The organism is Paenarthrobacter sp. NPDC090522, from assembly GCF_044769225.1.
Taxonomy (GTDB): domain Bacteria; phylum Actinomycetota; class Actinomycetes; order Actinomycetales; family Micrococcaceae; genus Arthrobacter.
The window spans coordinates 31,744-57,552 of record NZ_JBIVXL010000008.1 but is presented as its reverse complement, the minus strand read 5'-3'; the positions used below and the strand labels follow the sequence as shown (position 1 = coordinate 57,552).

Genomic DNA, 25,809 nt, shown 5'->3' with positions numbered 1-25,809 from the left:
CAGTGCACCGCAGAGTACTGCGCCGTGAAAGGCCTCCACCATGAGTGCTTCCCAGCCCGTGAGCGTGAACGTCCATGTCCCTTCAGATCCCGGAGTGCCCCTGAAGAGCAGCCCGGTCGTTGAATCCCTGGAGAGGCAGATCCTTAGTGGCTTCCTTGCGGCCGGAACGGTCCTTCCACCCGAGCCGGAACTGTGCCGAAGCCTGGGGATCAGCAGGACGGTTCTTCGTGACGCGGTGAGGTCTCTCGTGGCCCGGGGTCTGCTCGATGTCCGGCAAGGTCGCGGGACGATCGTAACCGAGCCAAGCGCCGAACCGTTCAGCGAGGCAATGGTAGCCCTGCTGGCGCGGTCGGGTCTTTCCATGCGGGAAGTCCTGCAAACACGCGGTGTCATTGAGACGCTGCTGGCAGAAGCCGCGGCTAAGAACGGCACTGGGGAAGACTGGGCACGGCTCGATGCCGCCTACACGGCACTCCGGCTTGCTGTTGCACAGGGCGATATGGTCCAGGCCGAGCTCGCACACTCAGCTTTTCACGCCGGGATCCTGATGGCTGCACATCAACCCGTGCTGGCGTTGCTCCTCGGTCCCATGAGCCAGATTACGCTCGTGACCGGGGCCGCTGCCGTTGAGGAAGGATCTCCCGAGGCATGGGAGACACAGGCTCATCTGACTATTTTGGGAAGCCTCAAACGAGGAGACGCGCAGGCAGCGGCCAATGCCATGCGAAAGCACTTTGAGCAGGCAATGCATCCGCGCTATGACCGTTTCCTGGACAGGCCGTTTGGGGCCGCATTCTTTGGGTGAACCGACCATGTGGGTTGCCTCTGGGCCTAGGGATGATGAGGCCCTTTTCTTACGCCTGTTTTGGTCGTTCACTCGGAACTAGCCATGAAAGGGTGTCATCGGAGAACGCGGGTACAACTCGGTCCAGATGTAGTATCCGTCGGCCTTTCCGATGTACTCCCGTGCACCCCGCTCATCGGCGGCGAGCCATACAGCGGAGGCATCGTGCATCGCTTCCTCGACGATGCCACAGCGGTATAACTCGCCGTTCCGGTAAACCTCAACATACGAACCCGGCAGTGACTGCCATTCGTTCGTCACATGAAACTGCATCTGTCGATGTCCTCCTGGACTTCCGGGTCCGGGAGGAAGCCCGTACTTAGTTTGGATGTGTAAGCGCCGTGTACGCAGGCGTCCACGGCGCTTACGGTGTGCTGGGCCTAGGCCCCCGTGGCAGCGGCGATGTTGCGGGCGCGGCGAAGGATGGCTTCGTCGACCATGTTTCCTGCTGAGTCGCGGTAGGCGCCGTGGTTGGTGGCTGCGGCCGCGAGGATGTCCGCGGCCCAGTTGATTTCATCCGGTGTTGGAGCGAACACTTCGGCGGTGATTGTCACTTGGACAGGGTGGATGCAGTCCCGGCCGATGTAACCCATGCGTTTGAGATGTTCGGTGGAGTTGCGGAAGGTTTCCTGGTTGTTGATCTCGGCGCTGACCGGCCCGGCGGGTCGGACGAGTCCGGCGTGTCTGCTGGCGATGACGAGCAGGGACCGGGCGCAGAGCAATTCGGACTCATCTGATCCGGGGGTAAGTCCCAGGTCGGCGGCGAGATCCATTTCACCAATGTGGAGTTGGAAGACGGCTGAAGCGGCGGCGATCTGGTGGATGTTGACCAGGGCTGTGGCTGATTCAATCATTGGTGCCAGCGGGGTTGGGTGGCCCAGGCTTTGAAGGAGTTCATGGGCGTCGTTGACGTCCGTGGCGGTGTCGGCTTTGGGGAGGAAGAACCCGGTCAGGTGGCGGTGACCTGCCAGGGAACGGAGTTCGTGTTCCCTTCGTGGGCCGGTGTTCACCCGGACCCAGACGGGTATGTGGGTTCCGGTGAGGGAATCCAGCCAGGCGATGACGGATGCCAGTGCCTGGTCCTTGTTCTCTTCGGTCACGGCATCTTCGAGGTCGGCGATGATGGCTCCGGCGCCGCGGTTGAAGGCTTTGGCAAGGCGTTCGGGCCGGTCGCCGGGGACGTAGAGGTAGGTGGTAGGGGTGTTCATTGCTGCTCCCGCGTGGCCTTGAAGTGCGCGTCCAGGCGCAGGGCTCGATTCATTTCGTTAGTGACGATCATGAGGCCTTCGTCCACTCCCATGCCGGGTTTGGCGAGCATTTGGGTGACGCCGGTGGCGATGCCAATGTGGGTGGTGGTCCGGGCAGAACGGTCGGTTTCGGCGCAGGTTCCGCCAAGGACCGGTCCGATGCCGTGGGCGTGGCAGTCCAGGATCGCGTCCACGGTGTGGTGGATGGAGCCCAAGTCCGGGGTTTTAATCTGGATCAGGTCTGTGGCACCGGCCACGGCGAAAGCATGGATGTCTTCTGCGGTATTGGCCCATTCGTCCGCGATGAGCTGCACCCGGGATCCGCGGGAACGCAGCTCGCTGCGCAGGGCAGACATCATGCAGATTTGTTCGTCCCTGTTACCGGCGTGGATGGGGTGTTCGATACGCAGTTGGTGCGGCCCGGCAGCACGTTCGAGGCGCTGCAGGATGTCGGCGGTTCCATAGATCGTTCCCCCGGACTCGGCGCCGACCATCCCGTAAACGTCCAGATGAATCACCGGAAGATAGGAGGGCGCAGATGAAAGCTGCTTAACCCGGTCTTTGATCCACGAGACATAAACAGCGAGGACCCGCCCGCCGGGGCCTACGAGGTCGGGGGTGTTGATGAGTCCGTGGGGTATGACTGGGACTTGTTTGAGGATCATTTTGTCGACGTTGTCGTATCGGTCTTCGCCGGTTTGGGCGTAGACGGGCACTGGTGCGAGGTCGTCGGCCAGCTGCCATTCGTCCTTAATAACGCGAGCCATGATGTGGTGGCCAGCGCTGTGTGCTGCGGCGTCGAGCAGTGCCTGGGAAATGCCGTAGGCTGCGGCGCGGCCGAGTCCTTCGATGCTGTTGATTGCGGCTTCTGCCTTTTCGGCGGCGGCCCGGAAGGACGTGACTTCCAGGCCGTGCAGTAGCGGGCCGAGGTGGGTTTCGATGGTTTCGGCGAGGTCGGTGGCATGGAAGCGTGGTTCGCGGCCGCCGACGCCGGAGTACTGGACGCTGGCGCAATCACCGCTGGCGATGTAACCGTCGTCGAGGACGAGCTGGATGGAGACGGACTCGGCTGGTTCGCGCACGGCGGTGTAGCCGGGCGTGAGGGTGGTGCCGTCGTAGGCAGCTCCGTCGCGACGGGCGCCGGCTTTGATGGCTGCTTGGTCGTCAAAGAAGAAGCCGCCGAATCCTGGGGATGCGATGACGTCAACGATGGTGCGTGGTGTCTGTGGTGTGGTCATGGCCGTCGCGTTTCCGGGGTCAGGACCGCCGTGGCGGTCATGGTTTGTTTGCCGTTGCTGAAAGCTGCGAGTTCGGCAACGCCTGGTTCGTTGGTGCTGCGGTAGCGCAACTCAAGAGGGCAGTTGTCGAAGGCAGGTGCGGTGGAGCGGAAGGTGAAGCTGGTGGGCCGGTGATTGGGCAGGACCAGTGTCAGGGCGTCGGCGAGCAGGATGGCCTGCAGGGGCCCATGGACAACCAGTCCGGGGTAGCCTTCAGCGTTGACAGCGTAGTCACGGTCGTAGTGGATGCGGTGGGCGTTGTAGGTCAGGGCCGAAAACCGGAACAGCAAGGCTGGTTCGATGTCCACGGAGCGGTCCCATTCCCAAGCGGTGTCGGTTTCATCGGCCGCGGGGCGCGGCGAGGACGTTCCCGCGTTCGTCGGGGTTCGGGCCGGGGCCGGACTCTTGTAGACGATGTCATTGCGGTCACCGAGTTCACCGGTGGGGCTGGTGATGGTGTGTTCAACGGTGACGAACATCAGCTCACCGGACCGGCCGGATTTGTGCTGGACGTCGGTTACGGTTGATTTCCGGGTCAGCGGGTCCCCGATCCGTGGCGGCTTGGTCACGGTGACATGTCCTCCGGCGTACATGCGCTGCCTGCCATCAGTTGGTGGCAGGAACGAGCCGGTGACCGGGTGGCCGTCGGGGCCAAGATCGGACTGACGGGCCTGGGGCAGGAACGCGAGCCAATGCCACAGCATCGGCAGCCGGTCCCCCAGCCGTGGCGGCGTCCCGCCGGTGTCCAACAGGTCATGTAAAGCAGTAGCTGCTGCGACACTCACCGTGTCACGGCGCTCCACCATGCTTGGCATCCACTCACCGGTCACAACTGATCCAGATTGGGTTGATGTCGTAGCCATAGGCGTCTCCGAACTCATCGATGAACCGGAGTTGTCGATGTAACGTGCTCTGGACTTCATGGCTCTCCCTCACCAGCCGCGTTCTGCGAGGCGGTGGGGTTCGGGGATTTCGTCGACGTTGATGCCGACCATGGCTTCGCCGAGCCCGCGGGAGACCTTCGCGATCACGTCCGGGTCATCGTGGAACGTGGTGGCCTTGACGACGGCGGCGGCGCGCTGGGCCGGGTTGCCGGACTTGAAGATCCCGGACCCGACGAAGACACCGTCGGCGCCGAGCTGCATCATCATCGCAGCATCGGCCGGGGTCGCGATCCCACCGGCGGTGAACAGCACCACCGGAAGCTTGCCGGTCGCGGCGACTTCCTTGACCAGCTCGTACGGGGCCTGCAGTTCCTTGGCCGCGACGTACAGTTCGTCCTCGGGCAGGGAGGAGAGCTTGGCGATCTCGGCGCGGATCTTGCGCATGTGCCCTGTGGCGTTGGACACATCTCCGGTACCGGCCTCGCCCTTGGAACGGATCATCGCCGCACCCTCGTTGATGCGGCGCAGGGCCTCACCGAGGTTGGTGGCACCACAGACGAACGGGACGGTGAAGTTCCACTTGTCGATGTGGTTGATGTAGTCCGCCGGAGTCAGGACCTCGGACTCGTCGATGTAGTCCACACCGAGGGATTGCAGGACCTGGGCTTCGACGAAGTGGCCGATGCGGGCCTTCGCCATGACCGGGATCGACACCGCGGCGATGATCTGATCGATCATGTCCGGATCGGACATCCGGGACACGCCGCCCTGGGCGCGGATATCGGCCGGGACACGCTCAAGCGCCATCACGGCAACAGCACCGGCATCTTCAGCGATGCGGGCCTGCTCGACGTTAACGACGTCCATGATGACGCCGCCCTTGAGCATCTCCGCCATGCCCCGCTTCACACGGCTCGAGCCGGTTTCGGTGCGGGCCGCTTTGCTGAGGCCAGCATGTTGATTGTCTTCACTGAAGCTAAACACAGGGACTCCCGTCGAGATTCAAAAAGCCGGGCATCGTAAGCCGCCGGGCCGCTGCTGAAGGCGGGCGAGGTGCGTCCTTGGCTCGCCCGTACGCCGCGTGGACTCCCTTGTCCGGGACTTCACAGCAGCCCTCCAGTCAGCAATACATAATTCATAATACATCACATCTATTTGTTTGAGAAGGAATGCGCTCATGAAAAGCGCACCCGTCCTGTAGCGCGGCGGGCGCCGGACGGGTGCGTCATTTCGTCGGGGTTGCTGTACTCAAAACCCAAGTGGTCGCTAAGCCCGGGTGGTCGCTAGGAACGGGTAAAGACCTTGCCCGGGCTTCCTAGGGCTTCTTGGCCAGCGGTCGGTCCGCCAGGACCGGGTGTGGTCCTGTCACGCCGTTGCGCTCCGCCGCCAGTGCGAAAATGCGTTTCCTGCAGGCAAACCAGCCGATCACCAGCAGCGGTACGGCCACGGCAAGGGATCCGACCGTGATCGTCCCGGCAGGGTAGTCGAAGGCAATCAGAACCAGAATGACTGCAAGGAAGGCCAGAACGGCATAGGAGGTGTAGGGAGCACCGAACAGCCTATAAGTGGGGCGTTGGAGGAGGCCCTTCTTGGACAATGCCACCAATCGCATCTGGCAGAGGATGATCGTGCCCCAGGTGCACAGAACACAGAGGGCTGTGAAGTTCAGGACAATCTCGAAAGCCTGGTTTGGCAGTGCGGCGTTCAAAACCACCCCTAGCAGCGTCACGACGGCCGTGATCGCGATGCCGCCATAGGGAACGCCGGCTTTGTTCATGCGACCGGCGAAGCGTGGGGCGGATCCCGAAGCGGCCATTGAATGCATGATGCGCCCGACGGAATAAAGGCCGGCGTTCAGTGAGGACATGGAGGACGTCAAAACCACCAGGGTCATGATGGTGTCTGCACCATCCCAGCCGATGGAGCCGAAGAAGGTCACGAAAGGGCTGACGCCCGCCTTGTAGGCCGTGTACGGGAGCAGGAGGCTGAGGAGGAGGACCGATCCGACATAGAACACCGCGACGCGGAAGATGACGGCGTTGATGGATTTGGCAATGATCTTCGCGGGGTTTTCCGTTTCTCCGGCGGTCGTTCCGATGAGTTCGACCCCCGCGTAGGCAAAGACAACGCCCTGGATCATGATGACTGCGGGCAGGACGCCATTGGGGAACCATCCACCGTTGTCCTGAATCAGTGAGAAGCCCACGGTGTGGCCATCTACGGGTGTCCCGAAAATGACGAAGAACACCCCGACGATGAGGAACCCGACCAGCGCCACCACCTTGATCAGAGCAAACCAGAACTCCAACTCACCAAAGACCTTGACTGATACAAGGTTCAGGGCGAGCACGACTACGAGTGCTGCCAGTGCAAAGACCCATTGCGGTACGTCGCTGATCGGCGCCCAGTACCGGCCAAAAAAGTTCATGTATAGCGCAACGGCCGTGACGTCCGCAATGGCTGACATGGCCCAAGAGAACCAGTAGAGCCAGCCGGATACGAAGGCCATCTTCTCGCCATAGAATTCCCGGGCGTAAGAAACGAACGATCCTGACGATGGCCGGTGCAGGATCAGTTCGCCCAGTGCGCGGAGAATGAGAAAGACGAAAAATCCGCAAAGGGCGTAAAGAAAGGCCAGGGACGGGCCGGCTCCAAGAAGGCGGCCGCCGGCGCCCATGAACAGCCCGGTGCCGATAGCCCCTCCCAGAGCCATCATTTGAATCTGCCGAGGCTTCAAGTTCTTTTTGAATCCACTATCTTCGGCGCTGGTGGCGCCATCGGCGTCTTCCGCGTGCGTTGATCCTGCGAGCGTGCCGCTGGCCGGTTGGCTCGTTTGGCGAGTTGTCATGGGAATGGTTCCTTCAGTGATGCGTATGTTGCCGGTCGTCAGCCCGAGAGGGCCGCATCGTGCATGGCAGGGCGGAGGACCGTGAAGCGATATCGGCGGCTGCGCCCACTTCCTCATGGACCCAATAGCTGCCGGAGATCTTTCGACCCGGGTGCGTCCACGCCGCACCGTAGGACTCAGCAGTGAGTCCGCGCGCCGACGAATGAGCTGCGTTATGTTCCTTTGCCGTCGTCGATAACCAAGGATTTTCATTTGAAAGACGAACGATGGGTATCTGTGACTCACTGCACAAGACATTGCGTGTTCCATCTTACATTTTCAAACCACCAGGTCAAGCTTTCGGTAATACGTATGATCTTCAGGAGCGCGCGACACAATCTAAGATGATATGTATTATGTGAGTAACATTACAGAGCGAACCGGGGCCTTCCGGTTCGTGTTCCACGGTTGTGACCAAAAGGAGCCTGCATGGTCCAGACCACTCAGCAGCAGTTTTCGGGCGGTCAGCCCTCCTGCCTGACACGTCATGTGTGGAGTGGAGGTTGGCAATGAGCTTCTTCTCCCCCTCGCCCATGCCACGGATGGATAACTGGTTGAAGTCGGAAGAAAGACGACGGGCCTGGAGGCAAATGGTCCCCGGCGCAACCGTGAGAGTCCGGGGCTCTCAATCACCAAACGGAGTCGGAGTTGTGAAAAACAGGACTCCCAGAGGTGATGTCATTTGGATCTCCTTTGCCGATTCAACAAGCACAGAACTGTTCCTCTGTTCCGATGACGTCGACCTAGAACTCGCATAGAAAGCTCTCCGCTGCCCTGAGCCGCGTGGATAATAAGAGAGCTCTAATCCAGACGCCATTCGGCTCCGTCAGTTCGTACCCGCGCCTGTCCCTGCCCCTTGAAGCAAGAGGCAGGGAAGGCCGAATTGGCGTTAAGAACCCAGCACCGACCGGCATTCGCGGCAGGACGTGAGCAGCAAACGCAATTCCATTTGTCGGACATGAGCCATCAGGTTTCCTGCGAGGGCCGAGTGCTCATTCGAGGTGTCTCCAGGGCGGCTCCCGGACAGTGCTGGCTCGGGTCAGTGGCCGCCGAGATAGGCGGCGGTCACTTCCGGTTCGTCCAGCAGCCGGTTTGCGTCACCTTGAATCGTCAGGCGGCCGGATTCCATGACATAGGCGTAGTCGGCGATTTCAAGTGCCGCAACAGCGTTCTGTTCGACAAGCAGCACGGTAACCCCCTGCTCACGGATGCGTTCAATGGTCTCGAAGATGACATCAACGAGAACCGGTGCAAGACCCATGGAGGGTTCGTCCAGCAGGAGCAGTGTGGGATTGCCGAGCAAGGCCCGGGCAACTGCCAGCATCTGTTGCTCTCCGCCGGACATGGTGCCGGCCTTTTGGTTGACCCGTTCGCGAAGCCGGGGGAACAATTCCAGGACCCGTTCACGGTCTTCGCCGATGCTGGTGGTGTCCTTCCTGGTGAATGCCCCGAGGTCCAGGTTCTCCAGGACGGTCATCTTCTGAAAGATTTTGCGCCCTTCCGGCGAGTGGCAGATACCGAGTTTGACCACGTCGTGGCCGGGAGTTCCATTGATCGTGTTGCCTTTATAGATCACTTCCCCGTGCCTGGGCCGGAGGAGCCCGGAGATGGTGCGGAGCGTGGTTGACTTGCCTGCGCCGTTGGAGCCGATCAGCGTGACGATCTCTCCGGCGTAGACGGTCATCGAAAGATCCTGCACTGCGGCGATGTTCCCGTAGTAAACGGACAGTTCCTTTAGATCAAGGACGACGTCTTTGCCCTTCCCACGTTGGTTCGTCGGGTCAACGATTGTGCTCATGCTGGCTTGCTCCTTTTGCCTTCGCGGGTACCGGTTTTGCCCAGATAGGCTTCGATGACGGTCTGGTTGTTCCTGATGTCGTCCGGGGTTCCCTCCGCGATCTTGGCTCCGCGGTCGAGGACCGTGATCCGCTCGCTGATCTTCATGATGACGCTCATGTCATGCTCGATCAGCAGCACCGATATTCCACGCTCGTCCCGGACCCGGTAGACAAACTCGTTGAAAGTGGCTGATTCCTGGGGGTTCATTCCCGCTGTCGGTTCATCGAGCAGCAGTACCTTGGGTTGCAAGGCCAAGGCCCTGGCGATCTCCAAGCGCCGCTGGTCGCCGTAGGAGAGGTTGCGGGCCAGTTCGCCCTCCGCGTGCGGGATCCCCACGTACTCCAACAGCTCACGTGCGGTGTCCCGGGCTTGCTTCTCCTCCCGGCGCTGCTGGGGCAGACGGAGCACCGTTGAGAAGACCCCTGCCTTAAGGTGCGGATGCATTGCCACCATGATGTTCTCTTCGGCAGTCATCAGGTTGAACAGCCGGATGTTCTGAAAGGTGCGCGCGAGGCCGATTGACGCCCGGATGTGGGGCTTGGTGAGCGTGATGTCCTTGCCATCTAGGAAGACCGATCCATGGGTGGCCCGATAGAGTCCGGTAATCACGTTGAAGAAGGTCGTCTTCCCCGCACCGTTGGGACCAATAAGGCTCACGATTGACCGGGGCGGGATGGAGAACGAGACATCGTCGATTGCGACCAAGCCGCCGAATTTGATTGAGATGTGATCGGCGTACAGCACGTTCTCGGTGATGGGTCCCCCCATGCCAGGCGGGGCGGCATCGCCAGTGTCAGAGCCGGCAGCGCCTAAAATGGCGGGCCGCTCCCCAAGCTGGGTTACGTCAGGCAACGGCTGGTTCATCGGCCTTCATCCTTCGTTATATGGCCAGGGTCCTGGCTTGGCTCAGCGGCTAAAGCCGGGGTGACTGCGGCAGCGGCAGCAGCGATCTTCGCGTCTGCCTCAGGGTTTGACTGTGCAACCGCCTCGGTTTCCGCTTCGGCCTCAAGACTCTCAGCGCCCAAATCCTCGGCTTCGGTACGGCTGGGTGTACTCATCAAAGCTTTCGTTCTCTGTTCCGGCAGAAGACCTTCCCGCCTGAACAGCATCATGAGGACTAGCAGTAGGCCCAGAATCATGTAGTTGTATCGGGGAAGCACCCCGGCGAGATCCGTCCCGAACCACGTGTCGATCTGGACACCGATTTGCTTGAGCCCGTTGCTGTTCAGCCATGCGAGAAGGAAGGCCCCAACCGTGACTCCCCAGACGTTCCCCATGCCACCGAGAACGACCATGAGCAGAACCAGAACAGATTTGCCGAAGTCAAAACCGGACGGGGACACTGCGGTCGTGATTGCCGCAGCATTGGCAACGCCGCCGATTCCGCCAAAGATTGCCCCGACGGCATAGGCCAGCAGCTTTACGCGCACCAGGGGAACACCCATCATGGAGGCGGCCAGTTCGTCTTCACGCAACGCCAGCCATGCCCTTCCGAGGCGTCCCTCTCGGATCCTCAGTGAGACGAAGATGCACAAGGCGACCAGCGAACCTAGAACGAGGATCTTCCAGGTGTTCCCGGCTGCTGAGTTGGTCAGCAGATCCGGCGCGATATTGAGCGCCCCGAGGGGGCCGGTGCCAATGGGGTCGATTGAAGTGATCCCCGAATCGCCGTTGGCGACGTTCATGCCGGCGATATCGTTGGAATTCCGGAAAAACTGGGTAATTACTTCGCCAAAGCCCAAGGTGACCAAGGCGAGATAGTCACCGCGCAGACGCAGTGTCGGGGCACCGATAATCAGACCGAGGACGGCACAGACCAATCCGGCGACGAGCAGGACTAACCAGAAGTTGATATGGGTGCCGGGCGCGGAGTCCGGCACGGGAGAAAACAAGTGAAAGTCCCACTGCCAGTTGAAGGGGTAGGCCATGAGCCAGCCGGCCGTATAGCCGCCGACTGCCCAGAAGGCCACGTAGCCCAGATCCAACAGTCCGGCATAACCGACGACGATGTTCAGGCCAAGTGCCATGATCGCCCACATCAGGCATTCGTTGATGGTTGCCACGGGCAGCCATGCAATGACCGGTCCCGAGACCGACTTTCCGAGGCCTGGCAGGATCGCTTGGTAAACGAGGAACAGAAATACGATGGTCACACCGTAGCCGACGGGCCACTTATACCGTTGGAAAGAGTTCATGTCACACCTTTTCCGTCGTCGGTCGACCGAAGAGACCCTCGGGCTTGAAGACCATCAGCACGATGAGAATCAGGAAGACGACTGACTGGGACCAAGTTGAGCCCAAGCCATAAGCGCCTCCTTCATTGACCGCCTGAACGATGCCGATAGACAGCCCGCCAACTACGGCACCACTTAGACTCCCGATGCCGCCGAGCACGGCGGCCGTGAACGCTATCAGGCCGAGCTGCGTACCGGTGTCGTAGTAAGTCTGCGTTTGGCACAGGAAGTACAACACCGCTGCCGCTCCTGCCAGGCCCCCTCCTAGGGCAAAAGTAAACGAGATGGTTCTGTTGACATTGATGCCCATCAACCGCGCTCCGTCTTGGTCCTGGGCGACCGCGCGCATGGCCTTGCCCATCTTGGTGCGGGTCACAATATAGGTCATTGCCAGCAGGAGCGGGACCGTGATCACCACGACCATCAGCAGTTTGTAGACGAAGACGCCCTCCACGATTGGGCCGTGCCATACGACCGGCCAGTTCTTTTGGGCCGAGCCGTTGACATAATCCTGCTGGGCGATCCCCCGAAACAGGAACGAAAGCCCGACGGCGGTCATCAGCGGGGCAAGCTTGGGCGCTGACCGCAGCCGCCGGTAGGCAACGAATTCTGCTGTGACGTTGATCAAACTCCCGAACGCGATACACACGATCAGCGCCACGAGCAGGGGCACAATCGTGGCGACCGTTATGTCGCTGACGCCCATGACCCCAACCAACAGGCCTGCCGAAACGATGGTTGCGAGCATGAACAGGTCACCATGGGCAAAGTTGATCAGTTCAATGATGCCGTACACCATGGTGTAACCGAGTGCCACCAGTGCGTACAACAGACCATTCTGCAGACCCACCAGCAGGGAACCGAGAAACCGGTCAGGGTCCGCAGCCAAATTGGCAAACACCCAGATTCCTCCCGCCAGCACAACCACCGCTCCGAGGACACGGGACACCAACGGGCTGATCCAGGCCGTTCTTCGACGCCTGACCGCTCCCATCGTCAGGGAAACTATGGACATGGGGACTTCCTCTTCTTCTTTGACGTTGGTAATCAGCGTGCGCTTAGTCGGGCGTCAACGCTGGCTCTGCCAGGGCAGGAGTAAAACTGGAATGTGTTTGGTGAAGGTGCCGGGCCCCGGGGAACGGGGCCCGGCACCGCACGGTCACTGAACCGATTGGGTTTTCACGAAGGTTTCCTGGCCATCCTTGACCACCTCGACAGTGATGTCCCGCGCCGTCGTGTCGCCCGTGCTCGGGTCAATCTTGACTTCCCGCCCGGTGACTGACTGGTCTGCCGGAATAGCGATGCCTCCCCCGGTGAACACCGCGTCATTGACGCTCTTCCTTGTGCCGTCAGACTTGGCGATAGCGGCCAGGATGACCTGCACGGCTGCCACTCCATACAGTGGGTAGCTGCCTTCGGGGTCCTTACCGTACTTGGCCTTATAGGCCGCCAGGAGCTTGGCGCCGGCGCCGCCGTCCTTGATCAGTTGTTCCTGGGTCAGCCCGGCGAAAGTGATGTTCATGCCCGCCGACTGTGGAAGTTTGAGCAGATCGGGGAAGCCGCTGAAACCATCGGGGGCCAGCAGCTTGATCGATCCATCGTTGGCCCCAAGGACCGACACCTTATCCTTGACCAGTTGCCCGCCATTGCTCTCGTAGCTGCCGCCGAGGTAGACCATGTCCGCTCCGGAAGCCTTGACGGACTGGAACAGGGCTGTGTAGTTGGGTTGCTTAGCGTCCCAGGACTGCTGTCCCACAACCTCAATACCAAGCTTGGAAGCCGCTTCGGCAAAGGACTTCGCCACGCCCAGACCATACGTCTGGTTATCGTTCAACACGTACGCCTTCTTGACCTTCAAGTCGTTATAGGCGAACGCCGCTGCGGCCTGGCCTTGATAATCGTCCGTTGTCACGATCCGTGCAAAGTTCCGGGTGCTGGTCGGATAGTACTTGTTGGGCTCGCCTGTCTCCCAGGCTTTGGTCAGGCCAGGGTTGGTGTTTGAGTGGCTAACGATCAGCATCGGCCCGTCCGAGTCCTGGTTCAACGTCGGAACTTCGATTTTTGTGCAGCCCGAATTGAACGTGCCCATCACCGCGACTTCGTTGGTGTTCGCGACGTGGTCTGTTGCGTTCTTCGCGCAAGCAGCATCGTCCCAGTTGCCCTTGGCGGCGGTAGCGTCGTCATAGGTCTTTAGCGTGATCTCGTAGTCGCCAGCCTTATTGCCGACCTGGTCGAGGTAGAGCTGGATCATCTTATTCGTCGAGTCGCTAAGGGTTGCACTCGTTCCCTGTAGGGGCAAGTCGGTCGAGATCGTGAGCTTCTTGCTGCCAGCTTCATTGCCGCCTCCCGTGCCGCCGCCATTGCCACCGCAAGCCGTGAGTGCCAGTGTCGCCGCGATACCTATGGCGGTCGCGCGTGCGAGGGATCCTCTTGCCATCGCTTCTCCTTCTCCTGGGAAGTACGTTCTGCGCACGGTGCGCAAACGGAGTGATACGGCATGTGCGAGAGTTGCAGGCCCCGCGCCGAACGATCGCAGGTTGATCCACAGACTGGATCAAATGTGAAACTCATCACACAGAACATCATTAATAATACATAACATCAATGACGGCAAGACTCTTGATTGCGTTCCGTCACATCGACGTTCCAGCGCGTCATGGAAGAAGTCGGGGCAAACTGAGCGCGCCAAGGCTGGGTGCTGCCGGCGCAGAATGATCGCGTCGTTATTCTTGGGGGCTCCAGGTTGCCGCCGCCATGCGCGAGCTCGGGGTTCCACGCTGACTGGAGGGCCTGCTAGCCGCATGCGCGGCTGGCCCGCTCCACAATCACGTGCCCTGGCGAAGCATCCGCTACCCGAGGTGATTGAACTGGTCCACACCCCCAGCGGGAACCCGCGAGTGCGTGGATGGGCAGGCAGGATTCCGGGGGCCGGCCAGTGGGGAAGGTCGTTAGTCTGGTTACCGCGGTCAGCGGGCGCCTGCGCCCTGCCTCGGCGTCCACTACGAGAGGCTTTGGGCTGGTTTTGGCAAATGGGCGCGTTGGTCGCAGCGGACCTGTTCGGTTCCCTGTTTTGAGCACTGAGCGATGGTAAAGTCACATACTAGATATCATGTATTCAGCGTCGGAGGGACGGCCATGGCAACTGCGGACCTAGCGAGAGAGCAATGGAGCGGTATCGCCGGCCAGGTCGGCGTGCTCAAAAGCGACCGCGTCGTCGCTGTTCTGGAGCAACAGATACTTAGCGGGGCCCTGCCCACAGGCACGGTACTTCCCAAGGAAAATGATCTCTGTGAGTCGCTGGGCGTCAGCAGGACCGTTTTACGGGACGCCGTACGTGTTTTGGTAGCCCGGGGCCTTTTGTCGGTACGTCAGGGCCGGGGAACTGTTGTGACCGAGCCGAGCGACGACGCCTTTTCCGGCGCAATGGTAGCCCTTCTTGCACGTGCGAACCTCTCCATGCGTGAGGTTATGGAGTCCCGGGAAATGTTGGAGACTCTGATTGTCGGCATAGCAGCGGAGACCGGCACTGAGGACGACTGGGTTCGTCTTGAGAAGGCCTACGACGCACTCAGCGACGCCGTGGCGCAGCCCGATTCGGAAGCGGCCAACCAGGCCCACGCTGAATTCCACACGGGAATCATGGAGGCAACGCACCGCCCAGCGCTGACGTTGATGCTGTCTCCGATGAGCAAGATTGCTGTGCTCACCGGCCTTGCCTCAGTCCAAGCCGGCCCGACCGGCGGCTGGGAGGTAGAGGCACACCTGCCCATTCTGGAGGCACTTCGGAAGGGCGATGCTGCTGCCGCCCGGGAAGCCATGCGCGCACACTTTGTTGCATCGACACGGCCGGCGAGCTATCAGGACTTCCTCGATCAGCCGTTCGCCTCGACATACTTCAGCCAAAACCCGTCAGTTCTCTAACCACTACAGCCAAGGTGTGGCCCTGAAAGGATATTGCCATCCCGTCAGGGCCACACCTTTATCCGCCCGCTACTTCATCGCTTCAGTGGAAAAACCCTTGTCCAGACTTCTCGTTCCGGTCCCGCGCACCCAGTTGGAACTCACCGAACGCACAAGCGAAGGGCGTCCTTACGATTGAGCCACGAGGCCGTGGCTTGATGCACTGCCGAAAGCACCTGCCTCGGCTGCGGCCTCGTACGCGGAGTCATCGACCCCGATGACTTCCGCGAGGACGGAACGAGTGTGCTCGCCCCGCTGCGGAGCGCGGGTTGGTGTCCGCGTTGCGTTCCCGACTTTGACTGGTGAGGCAATGGTTTTTACTGTGCCATAGAGTGGGTGCTCGGCCTCGAGAACCATGCCGCGGGCATCGGTCTGAGGATCCTTGAAGGCTTGTTCGACCGTGTTCACCTCACCCACGGGAACGGCTGCGGCCTTCAGGCAGGTAACCCAGTGGTCCACGGGCCGTTCCAGGAACGTCTCGTTAAGGATGGCCAGAAGAGATTCTGAGTTTTTCTGCCGGTCGGACAGCGACTTGAAGTCGGGGTGCTCGGCCAGTTCCGGCCGACCGATGGCCTCCGCAATCCGCGTCCAGAACTTAGGTTTGGCGGCGGCGATCACAAACCAACCGTCCGAAGCCTGGAATGCCTGGAAGGGAACAATCGAGGGATGCGCAGAGTGACGGGTCCGCTTTGGTTCGAACCCGGCATTGAGGTGCCACACTCCGGGATAGGTCAACATGGCGATGCCCGTGTCGAACAAGCTGACGTCGCAGTCCATGCCGACACCGTCTCGTTTGGCCGCCCAGAGTCCGGACATCAACGCCAGCGCAGCGACGTACCCGGTTGAGAAGTCCACGATTGAAAGGCCTGACTTAGTGGGTGGGCCGTCCGGTTCGCCAGTGATGTCCATCCACCCTGTGAGACCCTGGATTACATAGTCATAGCCAGGCTCGTTCTTGCGAGGTCCTGTCATGCCGTAGCCGCTTAGAGAGCAGCAAACGATGGCCGGGTTAAGGTGTTTGAGCTGGTCGTAGGTAATGCCGATTTTCTCCGGCACATCGCCACGCATGTTTGAATAAACAGCATCGCTCTCCTGGACGAGCCGCTCGAAGATCTCCCGTCCGGCTCCGCTGTTGAGATCGAGGCTGATCGACTTCTTCCCGCGGTTGAACGACTCGAAGAACAGGGAGTCCTCACCTTGGAAGTACGGGGGAATATAGCGTCCGATGTCCCCGCGAATAGAAGGGTCCTCGATCTTGATGACCTCGGCTCCGAGGTCCGCCAGGTGGGAGGACCCGAACGGTCCTGCTCCGTACTGTTCAAGTGAGAGAATTCGGATACCTTCCAAAGGCAGTGTCACGTTCTGTTTCCTTTCACGCAGAGTTAGTTGGCCGTCTGACTGACCAGGCGAAGTTGCGTATAGGCGAGGATTCCTTCGAGGCCACCTTCGTAACCGACGCCACTGTTGCCCATGCCTCCGAGGGGAACATCGGGCAGCGAAGGTGCAAGCTGATTGATGCCGATGTTGGAGACGTTCAGCTCCGCCGTGACGCGATCCTGCACCGAAAGGGAATCCGTGAACAGATATCCCGTGAAGGAGTACGGGTTCGCGTTCGCAAGTTCCAGAGCTTCGTCGAGACCACCGACCGGAATCACCGCAGCAATCGGACCAAAGGGCTCCTCGGTCACGATGTCAGCATTCTGAGGCACATCGGCGAGGATCGTCGGTTCGAAGAAGAACCCATCCCTCTTTACCTGGTGGCCGCCCGTCACCAGGCGCGCTCCCTTCGCAACTGCGTCCTCGGTGAGCCGGACAAGGGCATCTACGCGGCCTTGATGGGCGACGGCGCCCATGGTGACGCCGTCCTCGTTGCCATGTCCGAGGACATAGGACTGTGCCTTCTTGGCGAAGGCTTCGACGAAGTCCGAATAGAGTGACTCGTGCACGTAGTAACGGCTCGGAGCCACGCAGGACTGACCGGCGCTGCCAAACTTCGCCCCGGCAGTCGTGGCAATGACGTGTTCGACATCAGCATCGTCCCACACGATTACAGGCGCATGCCCGCCGAGTTCAAGGACATGGCGGGTCAACGTCGGAGCGGCCTGTTCTGCAAGCAGTTTTCCTACATGCGTCGATCCCGTGAAGCTAAGAATCTTAACCTCAGGGCTGCTCAGCAGTTGCTGGCTCAGGGCTGCTGGGTCTCCAAACACCAAATTGATGACGCCTTCAGGCAGGCCGGCTTCCGCGAAGATCTCAACGATCAGGCGCGCAGTTGCGGGTGTGTACTCGGCAGCCTTCAAAACCACCGTGCAACCTGCAGCAAGGGCTGCACCCAACTTGCGGGTGGCAAGGACGGCAGGGAAGTTCCACGCATTGATCAGAGCAGCAACGCCGAGCGGTGCCGGTGTTGAGCTGCGCCGGCTACCAACGGCGATGCCGGGGAAGCTTCGGCCTTGGATCCGTCCTGCGGCTTCTCCGTTCCATCGCAGGGTGTCGATGGAACGCTGGATCTCACCCCGGGCATCTGCCTGTGTCTTGCCGGTTTCCAGCAGGATCGTGGCTGCGGCTTCATCAATGCGATCGCTGAGGATTTGGGAGGCTCGCTTGATGATGTCGCCGCGTGCAGACGGCAGAGTCCTGCTCCAGGACGCGAACGCCGCGTCTGCTGCGGCGATGGCTTCGGCTACCTGATGTGCCGAGGCAAGTGACACCTGACCCACAATCGAACCTGTGCCGGGGTCGACATTGTCGAGTATGCCGGCTTCTCCGGTGACCCAAGCGCCATTGATGAAAAGATCAGCACTCATTCGAGGCTCAACTGTTGACATTTCGGTGTTTTCCGTCCTGTTGCTTCGAGTATTCGTAGGTAGGCCCTTGAGGGCCAGGGATGGCCTTACCCATGTAGGCCGGCTGCGTCCGAAACTCCGTAGGCTTGCCGTTGGAACGGAAAGCCGGGAAGTCAGCACAAGTGCGGCCGACGTGATCAAACGCGTGCCCGTGCACTTCCCGGGCTCCGCAGTCGGAAGGAACAGCCCAGGACTCGGCAGATTGGCGGCACTGTCGCTGGTTAGCACAGTGTTCTAATGAGCTCTTGGGCAATATCTTCCTTGATCGGAATGATCAAAAGGGCCAGTGACCTTTCTGACCGAGCGACCTACATCTAAATCATAGATGTTATGTATGATGACTGCAATGGATGGCCAGCGGGAGAATGTCTCCCCTCACTGCTCTCTGATTCGTGACCGAACCAGGCCCTGGGGAGTGCTCAGGTATCTGACGCCTGCAGGCACCATCACCCGGGACGGACTCAGCAACGTGAAGACTCGTCCCGGATGGCTGGAAGTGTTGAGGGTAGTCCCAGGATTCTTGGCCGTCTCAGAGAAGGAATCTGACAACAATCTCACTGCTGGCGTCCCGGCAGCTCCGTGCGGATGCCCAGCTGTGGATCGCTGAGCACCCGCCCATGCCTCCGGCATCCCACTTCCGTGGCCCCGTCAGGGGATTCCCGTCCAACGCCTCGTGTAAGGAAGGAGGATTGCCTATGTCAGACTGTCTGCTCCGGAGATGTCCGCTAGGGCTCCGTGAATCAAGGGTCTGACCAGGCTATAGTTTTCGGCTACTGGGAAATGGCCGATGTCTGCGAGGATGCCGCCCCGTATCCCGGAGTTTTCCTTAAGGGTGCGCCAAGTGTCCTCGGGTGTGCAAGCGTGGTCGTATTCGCCAGTCCAAAGGTATACGGGGCAGGCTTCAGTGTCGATTTCGCCGATCCTTCCCCGAAGGTCAGAGTCCTCGGAGTAAAAGTAGGTGTCGCCGCGGTACATGCCCGGACCCCCTTGGGCGTAATGCCACCACACCGAACGCTTCGAATGCTCCGGACTCTGCGGCGCCATCAAACCATACGTCCAGGACGGGATGGACTGGTGAGCGTTGACGTCTGCATGCAATGACCAGTCCGCAAAACGTCCAGTCACCTTTGCTGCACCCGAGAAGCCGATGACGCCAGTGAACTCGTCAGGGTGGTCCAGCGCCAGATGAAGTACCAAAGAACCGGCCATCGAGCAGCCAACTACCGTGGGAGCATCGAGGTGAAGGGCCCTGCAAAACGCCCGCACGGTCTCAATGTAGAGCGACCGGGTAAGTCGGTACTCTCGAAGCCACCACTTGTCGGCGGGCATGCTCTTGCCATGACCAGGGAGGTCGAACGCGATCACCCGATACCTGCCGGTTAGCTCCGGATCCGCCATCATATCGTGGTATTGGCGGGAATCTGACCCAGCGGTGTGGAGGCAGACGACGGCGGGACCCTCTCCGGCGGATTCGTAATAGATCGTTTGGCGTTCTCCAGCGATCTCACACGTCACGTAGCGGCCCACAGGCCCGTTGTTCAGATCCGGCAGTTCCGCGCGGATATCAGCCCCTGTGCTGACACCTTCCCCTTCGAGACCCTCCCGGGCTGCGCCGCACCACCGGTTGAGCGTCCGCAGATGACGGATCGCAGCCTCGAGGTCACTGTCAATGGTGAACGTGCTGCTGTACTTGTTCAGGGCAAGCAGGCCGTTGTACTGCGGTCGGGGGGAAAGCTGAAGCAGCCCGGACCAGTCCCCCAGGCTTCCGCTCAGCGTCACCTCCTCGACATCCTGCTCCGTCTTCCCCAAATCGATGACGAACTGTTCGGCATCGATGTTGAACACCAGCCGAACCGGTGAGAAGCGTGCCAGGAGTTTGAGTTCCTCGTCTTCCTCAAGGTTCAGATCTTCGAGTCCTTGGATAAGTTGATGGGCACTGGCGAAGCTCATACTGCCTCCTTGGGTGAAAGTACGACAGCGAACGGGGCGCTCTTGAGATCAACGGGAGGATAGTTGGTCGCAACAACTGGATCGTGACCGGTTACTACATCCACGTAGGTGCCCGACTTCAGTCTGCTTTCAATCATGTCGAATACTTCGAAGCCCGTCGGGAGGTCTGTCATTGAGCAGAACGGCATCCGCTTCTCAAGGGTGTCATTGAAATGGACTGCGTCGGAGGTGAGCAGCAGAACCCCATCCTTTGTGTCGATCTCGACAATCGCTTGACCGGGCGAGTGGCCGCCAACTTCAAGGACCCGGACACCGGGTACCGGTTCGGCCGCGCCGGTAAAGAGGCGCAGTCTGCCTTGAGATTCCAAAATGTCCAAGTCCCGTCCTGCCTCGGGGTCGAAATAGGCAGAGAAGAGCTTGTTCCTGGCCAGGTCGCTGTTCCAGAACTCACGCTCGGACTTTGCGAGAATGAAGTCGGCGTTGGGGAAATCCAACAGGTTGCCGGCGTGATCCCAGTGAAGGTGGGTCATGATTACGAGGACCACGTCCTTGGCATCAACCCCCAAAGCTTCAAGGGCGGCGACGGGATGGCGGTGCATCTGCCGGTTCCGCCGTTTGCCGCCCTCGGGATAGAAACCGGTGTCGACCAGAATCGGGCCCAGCACATGTTCGATAAGCCAGAAATAGTACGTAGTGTGCTGGTCGCCGTCGGGCTCACCGTAGAGCTGGTAGCTCATGTGCACCTCGCTCTTGAGCGACTCGCGAAGGCCGAATTCAATCGCAATTACTCTTCGCACCGGGGATTGAGATTCACTCATCTCAAGAGCTCCTCTATCTCGCTGGTTGCTTTCAGCCGTTCGATCCACTGCCGCCGTCGTGGGCCTGGACGCTGGGCTCCAGGCCTTCGGCGCCAACGACTTCCTTCCAAGCGTCGAAGCCTGTCTGGAACGCCACAACGCCAGCTTCAGGAATGGCGATTTCGATTGCTTCGAGGATTTCCCGAGGGCTCAGACCAAGGTCGAGCGCCACTCGAATGTGAGACTGAATCTGGCCCTTGGATGCCCGCATCACCGTCAGCGAAACAATGAAGATCAGCTCTTTCGTTTTGCGGTCAAGCAGTCGTTGGTTCAGATAAGCGGCGGAAACGATTCCGTTGGCGGCCTTGAGAACCTCGAAATCATGCAGGGCCATCACCTTGTGGTAGTCCAGCACATAGCCGCGCTTTGCGACCATGTCGTCGACGTAAGCCTTTGCTTCAGGGTGGATTTCAACCGTGTGATCAGTCATTTCTATGTTCCTCAGTTCTGACGCAGTTTGGATGGATTTGTTCTCGTTGTCTCGCTCAGATTGCAGCGTTTACGGGAGCGCCGTCGTACCTCGCGTGCAGCGGGCGTGAGGCGACTCAACCCCTCATACATCATAGATAGTATCTATGATGTGCTTTCAAAACATGGTTCTATTGCAAAACCGGAGATGTTACGCCCGATGATTTGGGTGGTGTATGCTCCTGACGACCAATGCAGGACGGAACTACACCGGACAAGTCCGGCTAGTTAGTTTTGACAGGAGCAATCAAGCGCAGACAGGGGTGCAAGGACTAGCGATTGCGGTACCTGGGGGCGAGAAACCTATTGGGTACTTGCTGCTGCTCCCGGTGTTCTGGCCGCGGAACTGCTTGCGCGACTTTGGCGCGAAATGCCACGCGGAGGGAACGTTCGGTGGCTGCTTGGAGAGCGGGAAAGCTGTTCAGCTAGACGCGTCGCAAGAAGTCGGAGAGGACATCGACCCCGAAGGTAAGCGACTCCAGTGGGACCCGTTCATCGACATTGTGGAACATGTCCGCAAAGTTGAACTCGGGCGGCAGCATCATCGGAGCAAATCCGTAGCCGTCGATGCCGATCTGGGAGAACATTTTATTGTCGGTGCCAGCGGGCAGTATGTACGGAAGAACCATCGCATCAGGATCCTTTCCCCGCACGGATTCCGTCATTGCCGCCATAACCGATCCGGTAGCCGGTGAGCTGATACCAGGGAGGTTTGTGACTACCTCGACTTCGATGTCGGCTCCCACCAACCGCCGAACCTCAGCTATGGCCTCGAGTTCCCCTCCTGGCAAGGCGCGAACATCCACTAGTGCTTCGGCAAGTGCGGGCACGACGTTTTGCTTCATCCCGGCGCGAAGCACCGTGGTGTTGGCTGTCACGCTCAGCCCACCCTCTATAAACCCGGCAGCATGACCTAGTGAGGCCAGGGCCTCGTGGGGACCTACTGTCTCAGGAGCCCCTAACTGCTCGCGGATGGCCCTAATGAGCACGTCAGTTGCCTCAAGCATTTGAACTGGCCAAGAATGAGCCGACAAACGCGCGACGGCTTCTGCCAGGCGGGCTATGGCTGTGGCGCCGTAGGCGCGTGAGCCGTGGCCTGCAGGGCCTCTGGCGATGAGACGGAGCCATGTGAGACTCTTCTCCCCGGTCTGAACCATGTACGCGCGACGCCCGTCGATGTCCACCGAGTAGCCGCCAACTTCGCCGATCGCAGCGATCGCACCAGAAAAGAGTTCCGGCTTGGAATCCACGAGATACTGTGCACCGAGGCGTCCTCTGTCTTCTTCGTCTGCAAGGAAAGCCAGGATTACGTCACGTTGTGGCTGCTCCCCCATGGACAGCATCTCATGCGCCGATGCGAGCATCATGGCGACCATGTTCTTCATGTCCACAGCACCACGGCCCCACAGGCATCCGTCAGCGATGACGCCACCATAGGGGTCATGGGTCCATCCCGCATCATCGGCAGGAACGACGTCAAGATGTCCATGGACGAGGATCGGCGGAAGACTACTGTCTTTCCCGGGAATTCGGCTTACCAGTGATGCCCGTCCTGCTTCTGGGGTGAACATTGTCGATGAGAGCCCCATTTGGGTCAGTTGCGACTCCACGTACTGGGCGGCGACTTCTTCCCCGCGTGATTCTCCATTGCCGTAGTTGGTAGTGTCGATTTGAATCAGATCTCGTGCAAGTGCGGCCGCGTGGGAAAGTTCTGAAGGATAGTTGCTCACTGCGGTCTCCTATCCCTGGACGTATTGATGTCCGCGGCGCACGGCAAGCCAGTAGAAGACGACGCTGAGGGCAGACAGCACAGAAATGTAAACGGGGAACACCCAATAGAGGTCATTGACCCTGAAGAACAGCAGCAAGTAGGAGGCCGTGCCTCCGAATACCGCTGCGGCGATGCCTGTCCCCAGGGATACCCCGGTGGTTCGTGCTGATTTTGGCATCAGCGACGTGGCTATGTAGTTATAGAGACCCATGTTCGAGGCCACCACTGTTCCTCCTACGAACATGACCATCGCATAGCTCCAGATTCCGGGCTGTGAATACAGGAGCATTACGAAAGAAGCTGGCACCAGCAAAACACGCAGAACAGTAAACACCCGCCCCGCTCCGTAGACATCCGCCATACGTCCGACTACGGGCCCTGCGATGATGAACAAGACCCCCATGCCCACAAGGATCAGAAAGACGAGGGCGGGGTCCTCCTTGTAGACAGTATTGGCGAGATTTGGCAGGCCCACGTTCCACGAATACGTCGCCACGGTCACGCCTGCAATCACGAAGATCACCGCGAGCAGTGCGAGCCTGACTTTCCAAACGGAGGCCCAGACCAGACCAATGCGGTCGGTTACGATGTCGAGTTCACTCGTTTCGTCCTCCGCCTTCTGAGTAAGCGTCTCCGGCAGAGTGCGCCGCAACAAAATGACGACGACGCCGAAGATACCCCCAAGAATAAAGGGAATTCTCCAACCCCAGGAAGCCAGAGCGTCGGCCGGTATAGCCAGGCTGGCCACATATGAGATGACTGCGGAACCGACGATGCCGAATTGAATAAAAGTACCGGCGACGAGGCCCAAATAGCGACCGCGTTCCCCCCGTGGTGCCAGTTGTATTGCGACCGCGTTTGCTACACCAGCTTCGACACCGGTCGACAGTCCCTGAATCAGGCGTAAGCCAACCAGAATGAAGCCTGCTGCAATGCCTATGGTCTCGGCTGTGGGCAAAATGCCCATCAGGAACGAGGTCACACACATCGTGGTGACCGAAAGGATCATCACTTTCCGATGGCTGAACCGATCCGCAAGTGGCCCTAGAAGCACCGCGCCAAGAGGCCGGGCGATAAACCCCACACCAAACACAGCCAAAGCGCTCAGCGTCGACGTGACTGGGTTGTCAGAAGGGAAGAAATGAGGACCGAGGAACGCCGCCATCAAGCCATAAATATTCCAGTCATACCATTCAAGGGCGACACCACCGCCCAATCCTGCGGTTACCCGCTTAGGAGGCCGTTCTACCTTCTGTTCGGACCCAACGGAGCTCAGTGACATGACTTCCCTAACCTGTTATGTATTAGATATTATGTTTCAGATCACATCCAAACTCATTACCGCATCCGGTGTCAATACAGGTTCTGGTTTTGGTCAAGCCGATCCGCCTTCGGCAGTCTGTATACATACTTGAGCCAGGGCAGGCTCAGACGCTCCTGTCTCTGGAAGCCTGACCGTAGCGACACACACGGAGGAAGAGCGAACCCGCCCCACGCAGCAGTCATACCGCTGACTCTGTCCGGGTTTGGAGTCGTCGGCCTGCAATTCACGGAGCCGGTCCGGGCCGGGGCCTACGGGTCCACGTTGCATCAGTCCGGGGACACCACACCGAAACACTTACCACCCACGACCAGTCCCTGCCCGACAGTAACGATTGGCGACCTCGTAAGCCCATTGGGACACCTTCGAACGGACCCAAGCGCAGGTTATCGTTCAGGCGCTGCAGTCGACCACGGCAGCCCGGGAACGGTCCGTCCCGAAGCGACAGCAGTCCTCCGTAGTGACCTCGACGTCGTAACGGCCACCAAAAGCCACCTTCTAAGTCACTGGACAGAGCTGCAATAAGCGGCAGAAGCTGGCCGAAGCCGGATACGCATTTCAGCAGCCACTGGCGCGGCACTGCCCGCCGCGGATCTTATTCAAACCGGTGTCCAGGGGGTTGGGGTGTGAAACGATCAGAGCCTGCCCCAACGGCACATCAACCTTCATCCTGGACCTCCTTGCCCGAGGGATGGGACTGGATGCCGCCATCCTCGAAGTCCAGGGCCGCGGCATAGCAGAAGCAGACCCTCAGGCAGACCTCAGCGGATCGACGCTGCAACCAAAATCCGCTTACTGAGCTGTCAGCGCTGGTCGAATGTCAGCCATTTCGTGGGCGGCGGAATTCAGCGGTCGTCGCAACAATTTATGGTTCGGTCGAGGGTGAAGCCAGTGTACTCAGGTACTCGAGCGGGCTATGCCATCCGAGGACTTCTCGTGGACGCTGGTTGATCTCGGCGGCCACCATAGCGAGGTGCTCGCGGGAATGGACGCCCAGCTCCGTTCCCTTCGGGAAATTTTGCCGAAGCAAGCCATTGGTGTTCTCGTTCGAGCCGCGCTGCCAAGGACTCGCGGGGTGGCAGAAGTACACAGGGATGAGTGTCTGCCGCGTGAAATCCTGATGGCAGGCCATCTCAGTGCCCTGATCCCATGTCAGGGATCGGCGTAGGTGGGCTGGCAGCGGGTTCATGGCTTCGGCCAGTCGGTCTCGCAGGTTCTCGGCTCCGCGGTTCCCGGCCAGATGCACGAGGAGGATGAACCTGGTGGTCCGTTCGACCAGGGTGGCAATTGCAGAGCGTCCGCCCTTTCCAATGATTAAATCGCCCTCCTTACGGTGTTGTTGTGGGTGATTTCGGAGCTGTCGTAGTGTTTCGATCACCCTCGGGTGGCGGGTATGGCACTAGGTCGCCCTGCCGCTTGGACGG

Annotated in this window: 21 protein-coding genes and 1 pseudogene; 3 read left to right on the top strand and 19 right to left on the bottom strand. The window is 59.9% G+C overall.

Translation table 11 applies throughout. From position 1 onward, the window contains the following. The first annotated feature begins 40 nt into the window (after positions 1–40). Positions 41–805 carry a FadR/GntR family transcriptional regulator gene (locus tag ACIQT2_RS11970; RefSeq protein WP_402946579.1) on the top strand — a complete coding sequence of 255 codons (765 nt, stop codon included), beginning with the start codon at positions 41–43 and terminating at the stop codon, positions 803–805. Between the two features lie 78 nt (positions 806–883). Here ACIQT2_RS11970 and ACIQT2_RS11965 read toward each other — a convergent pair whose 3' ends face one another. The 11 genes from ACIQT2_RS11965 to ACIQT2_RS11915 all read right to left on the bottom strand — a co-directional run bounded on the left by ACIQT2_RS11965 (position 884) and on the right by ACIQT2_RS11915 (position 13,685). Continuing rightward, positions 884–1,117, bottom strand: coding sequence for a hypothetical protein (locus tag ACIQT2_RS11965; protein WP_402946577.1), 234 nt, complete (start codon positions 1,115–1,117; stop codon positions 884–886). A 107-nt stretch (positions 1,118–1,224) separates the two neighbouring features. Beyond that, positions 1,225–2,052: an HpcH/HpaI aldolase/citrate lyase family protein gene (locus ACIQT2_RS11960; protein WP_402946575.1), complete on the bottom strand. Its 828-nt coding sequence runs from the start codon at positions 2,050–2,052 to the stop codon at positions 1,225–1,227. Further along, positions 2,049–3,329, bottom strand: a complete 1,281-nt coding sequence (locus ACIQT2_RS11955) for a methylaspartate ammonia-lyase (RefSeq protein ID WP_402946573.1) — start codon at positions 3,327–3,329, stop codon at positions 2,049–2,051. The genes ACIQT2_RS11960 and ACIQT2_RS11955 overlap by 4 nt, the downstream gene beginning before the upstream one ends. Beyond that, positions 3,326–4,291, bottom strand: a complete 966-nt coding sequence (locus ACIQT2_RS11950; protein WP_402946571.1) for a MaoC family dehydratase N-terminal domain-containing protein — start codon at positions 4,289–4,291, stop codon at positions 3,326–3,328. Before ACIQT2_RS11950 ends, ACIQT2_RS11955 begins: the two co-directional genes overlap by 4 nt. 9 nt (positions 4,292–4,300) lie before the next feature. Next, positions 4,301–5,236 (bottom strand): pyridoxal 5'-phosphate synthase lyase subunit PdxS, encoded by a 936-nt coding sequence (gene pdxS / locus ACIQT2_RS11945; RefSeq protein WP_402946569.1) that lies wholly within the window; start codon positions 5,234–5,236, stop codon positions 4,301–4,303. Positions 5,237–5,567: 331 nt separating this feature from the next. Next, positions 5,568–7,100 carry an amino acid permease gene (locus ACIQT2_RS11940; RefSeq protein ID WP_402946568.1) on the bottom strand — a complete coding sequence of 511 codons (1,533 nt, stop codon included), beginning with the start codon at positions 7,098–7,100 and terminating at the stop codon, positions 5,568–5,570. 1,078 nt (positions 7,101–8,178) lie between these two features. Next, entirely contained in the window at positions 8,179–8,937 is a 759-nt protein-coding gene (locus ACIQT2_RS11935) for an ABC transporter ATP-binding protein (protein ID WP_402946566.1), read from the bottom strand. Then, positions 8,934–9,842, bottom strand: a complete 909-nt coding sequence (locus ACIQT2_RS11930) for an ABC transporter ATP-binding protein (protein WP_402946564.1) — start codon at positions 9,840–9,842, stop codon at positions 8,934–8,936. Before ACIQT2_RS11930 ends, ACIQT2_RS11935 begins: the two co-directional genes overlap by 4 nt. Continuing rightward, positions 9,839–11,173 carry a branched-chain amino acid ABC transporter permease gene (locus tag ACIQT2_RS11925; protein ID WP_402946562.1) on the bottom strand — a complete coding sequence of 445 codons (1,335 nt, stop codon included), beginning with the start codon at positions 11,171–11,173 and terminating at the stop codon, positions 9,839–9,841. Before ACIQT2_RS11925 ends, ACIQT2_RS11930 begins: the two co-directional genes overlap by 4 nt. Position 11,174: 1 nt before the next feature. Further along, on the bottom strand, positions 11,175–12,227 hold the full coding sequence (locus ACIQT2_RS11920) for a branched-chain amino acid ABC transporter permease (RefSeq protein ID WP_402946560.1): 1,053 nt from the start codon (positions 12,225–12,227) through the stop codon (positions 11,175–11,177). Between the two features lie 144 nt (positions 12,228–12,371). Further along, positions 12,372–13,685 (bottom strand): branched-chain amino acid ABC transporter substrate-binding protein, encoded by a 1,314-nt coding sequence (locus tag ACIQT2_RS11915; RefSeq protein ID WP_402946558.1) that lies wholly within the window; start codon positions 13,683–13,685, stop codon positions 12,372–12,374. A gap of 662 nt (positions 13,686–14,347) precedes the next feature. On the opposite strand from ACIQT2_RS11915, the gene ACIQT2_RS11910 reads away from it, so the two are divergent. Next, entirely contained in the window at positions 14,348–15,133 is a 786-nt protein-coding gene (locus tag ACIQT2_RS11910) for a FadR/GntR family transcriptional regulator (RefSeq protein ID WP_402946556.1), read from the top strand. A gap of 168 nt (positions 15,134–15,301) precedes the next feature. Here ACIQT2_RS11910 and ACIQT2_RS11905 read toward each other — a convergent pair whose 3' ends face one another. From ACIQT2_RS11905 to ACIQT2_RS11875, 7 genes are all read right to left on the bottom strand, one after another. Then, complete coding sequence (locus tag ACIQT2_RS11905) at positions 15,302–16,531, bottom strand: CaiB/BaiF CoA transferase family protein (RefSeq protein WP_402946554.1); 1,230 nt, start codon at positions 16,529–16,531, stop codon at positions 15,302–15,304. 23 nt (positions 16,532–16,554) lie between these two features. Further along, on the bottom strand, positions 16,555–17,979 hold the full coding sequence (locus ACIQT2_RS11900; protein WP_402946552.1) for an NAD-dependent succinate-semialdehyde dehydrogenase: 1,425 nt from the start codon (positions 17,977–17,979) through the stop codon (positions 16,555–16,557). A 732-nt stretch (positions 17,980–18,711) separates the two neighbouring features. Further along, positions 18,712–19,968 carry an alpha/beta fold hydrolase gene (locus ACIQT2_RS11895; RefSeq protein WP_402946550.1) on the bottom strand — a complete coding sequence of 419 codons (1,257 nt, stop codon included), beginning with the start codon at positions 19,966–19,968 and terminating at the stop codon, positions 18,712–18,714. Next, positions 19,965–20,786 carry an N-acyl homoserine lactonase family protein gene (locus ACIQT2_RS11890; RefSeq protein WP_402946548.1) on the bottom strand — a complete coding sequence of 274 codons (822 nt, stop codon included), beginning with the start codon at positions 20,784–20,786 and terminating at the stop codon, positions 19,965–19,967. Before ACIQT2_RS11890 ends, ACIQT2_RS11895 begins: the two co-directional genes overlap by 4 nt. A gap of 31 nt (positions 20,787–20,817) precedes the next feature. After that, positions 20,818–21,255, bottom strand: a complete 438-nt coding sequence (locus ACIQT2_RS11885) for a carboxymuconolactone decarboxylase family protein (RefSeq protein WP_402946546.1) — start codon at positions 21,253–21,255, stop codon at positions 20,818–20,820. A gap of 463 nt (positions 21,256–21,718) precedes the next feature. Beyond that, positions 21,719–23,023, bottom strand: coding sequence for a M20/M25/M40 family metallo-hydrolase (locus tag ACIQT2_RS11880; protein ID WP_402946544.1), 1,305 nt, complete (start codon positions 23,021–23,023; stop codon positions 21,719–21,721). Between the two features lie 9 nt (positions 23,024–23,032). Continuing rightward, complete coding sequence (locus tag ACIQT2_RS11875) at positions 23,033–24,346, bottom strand: MFS transporter (RefSeq protein ID WP_402946542.1); 1,314 nt, start codon at positions 24,344–24,346, stop codon at positions 23,033–23,035. A 646-nt stretch (positions 24,347–24,992) separates the two neighbouring features. Here ACIQT2_RS11875 and ACIQT2_RS11870 point away from each other — a divergent pair. Then, positions 24,993–25,184: a hypothetical protein gene (locus ACIQT2_RS11870; RefSeq protein WP_402946540.1), complete on the top strand. Its 192-nt coding sequence runs from the start codon at positions 24,993–24,995 to the stop codon at positions 25,182–25,184. Between the two features lie 66 nt (positions 25,185–25,250). Here the strand turns inward: ACIQT2_RS11870 and ACIQT2_RS11865 are convergent. Further along, positions 25,251–25,712 (bottom strand): annotated as a pseudogene (locus ACIQT2_RS11865) (IS30 family transposase); the annotation flags it as partial. Positions 25,713–25,809 lie beyond the last annotated feature (97 nt).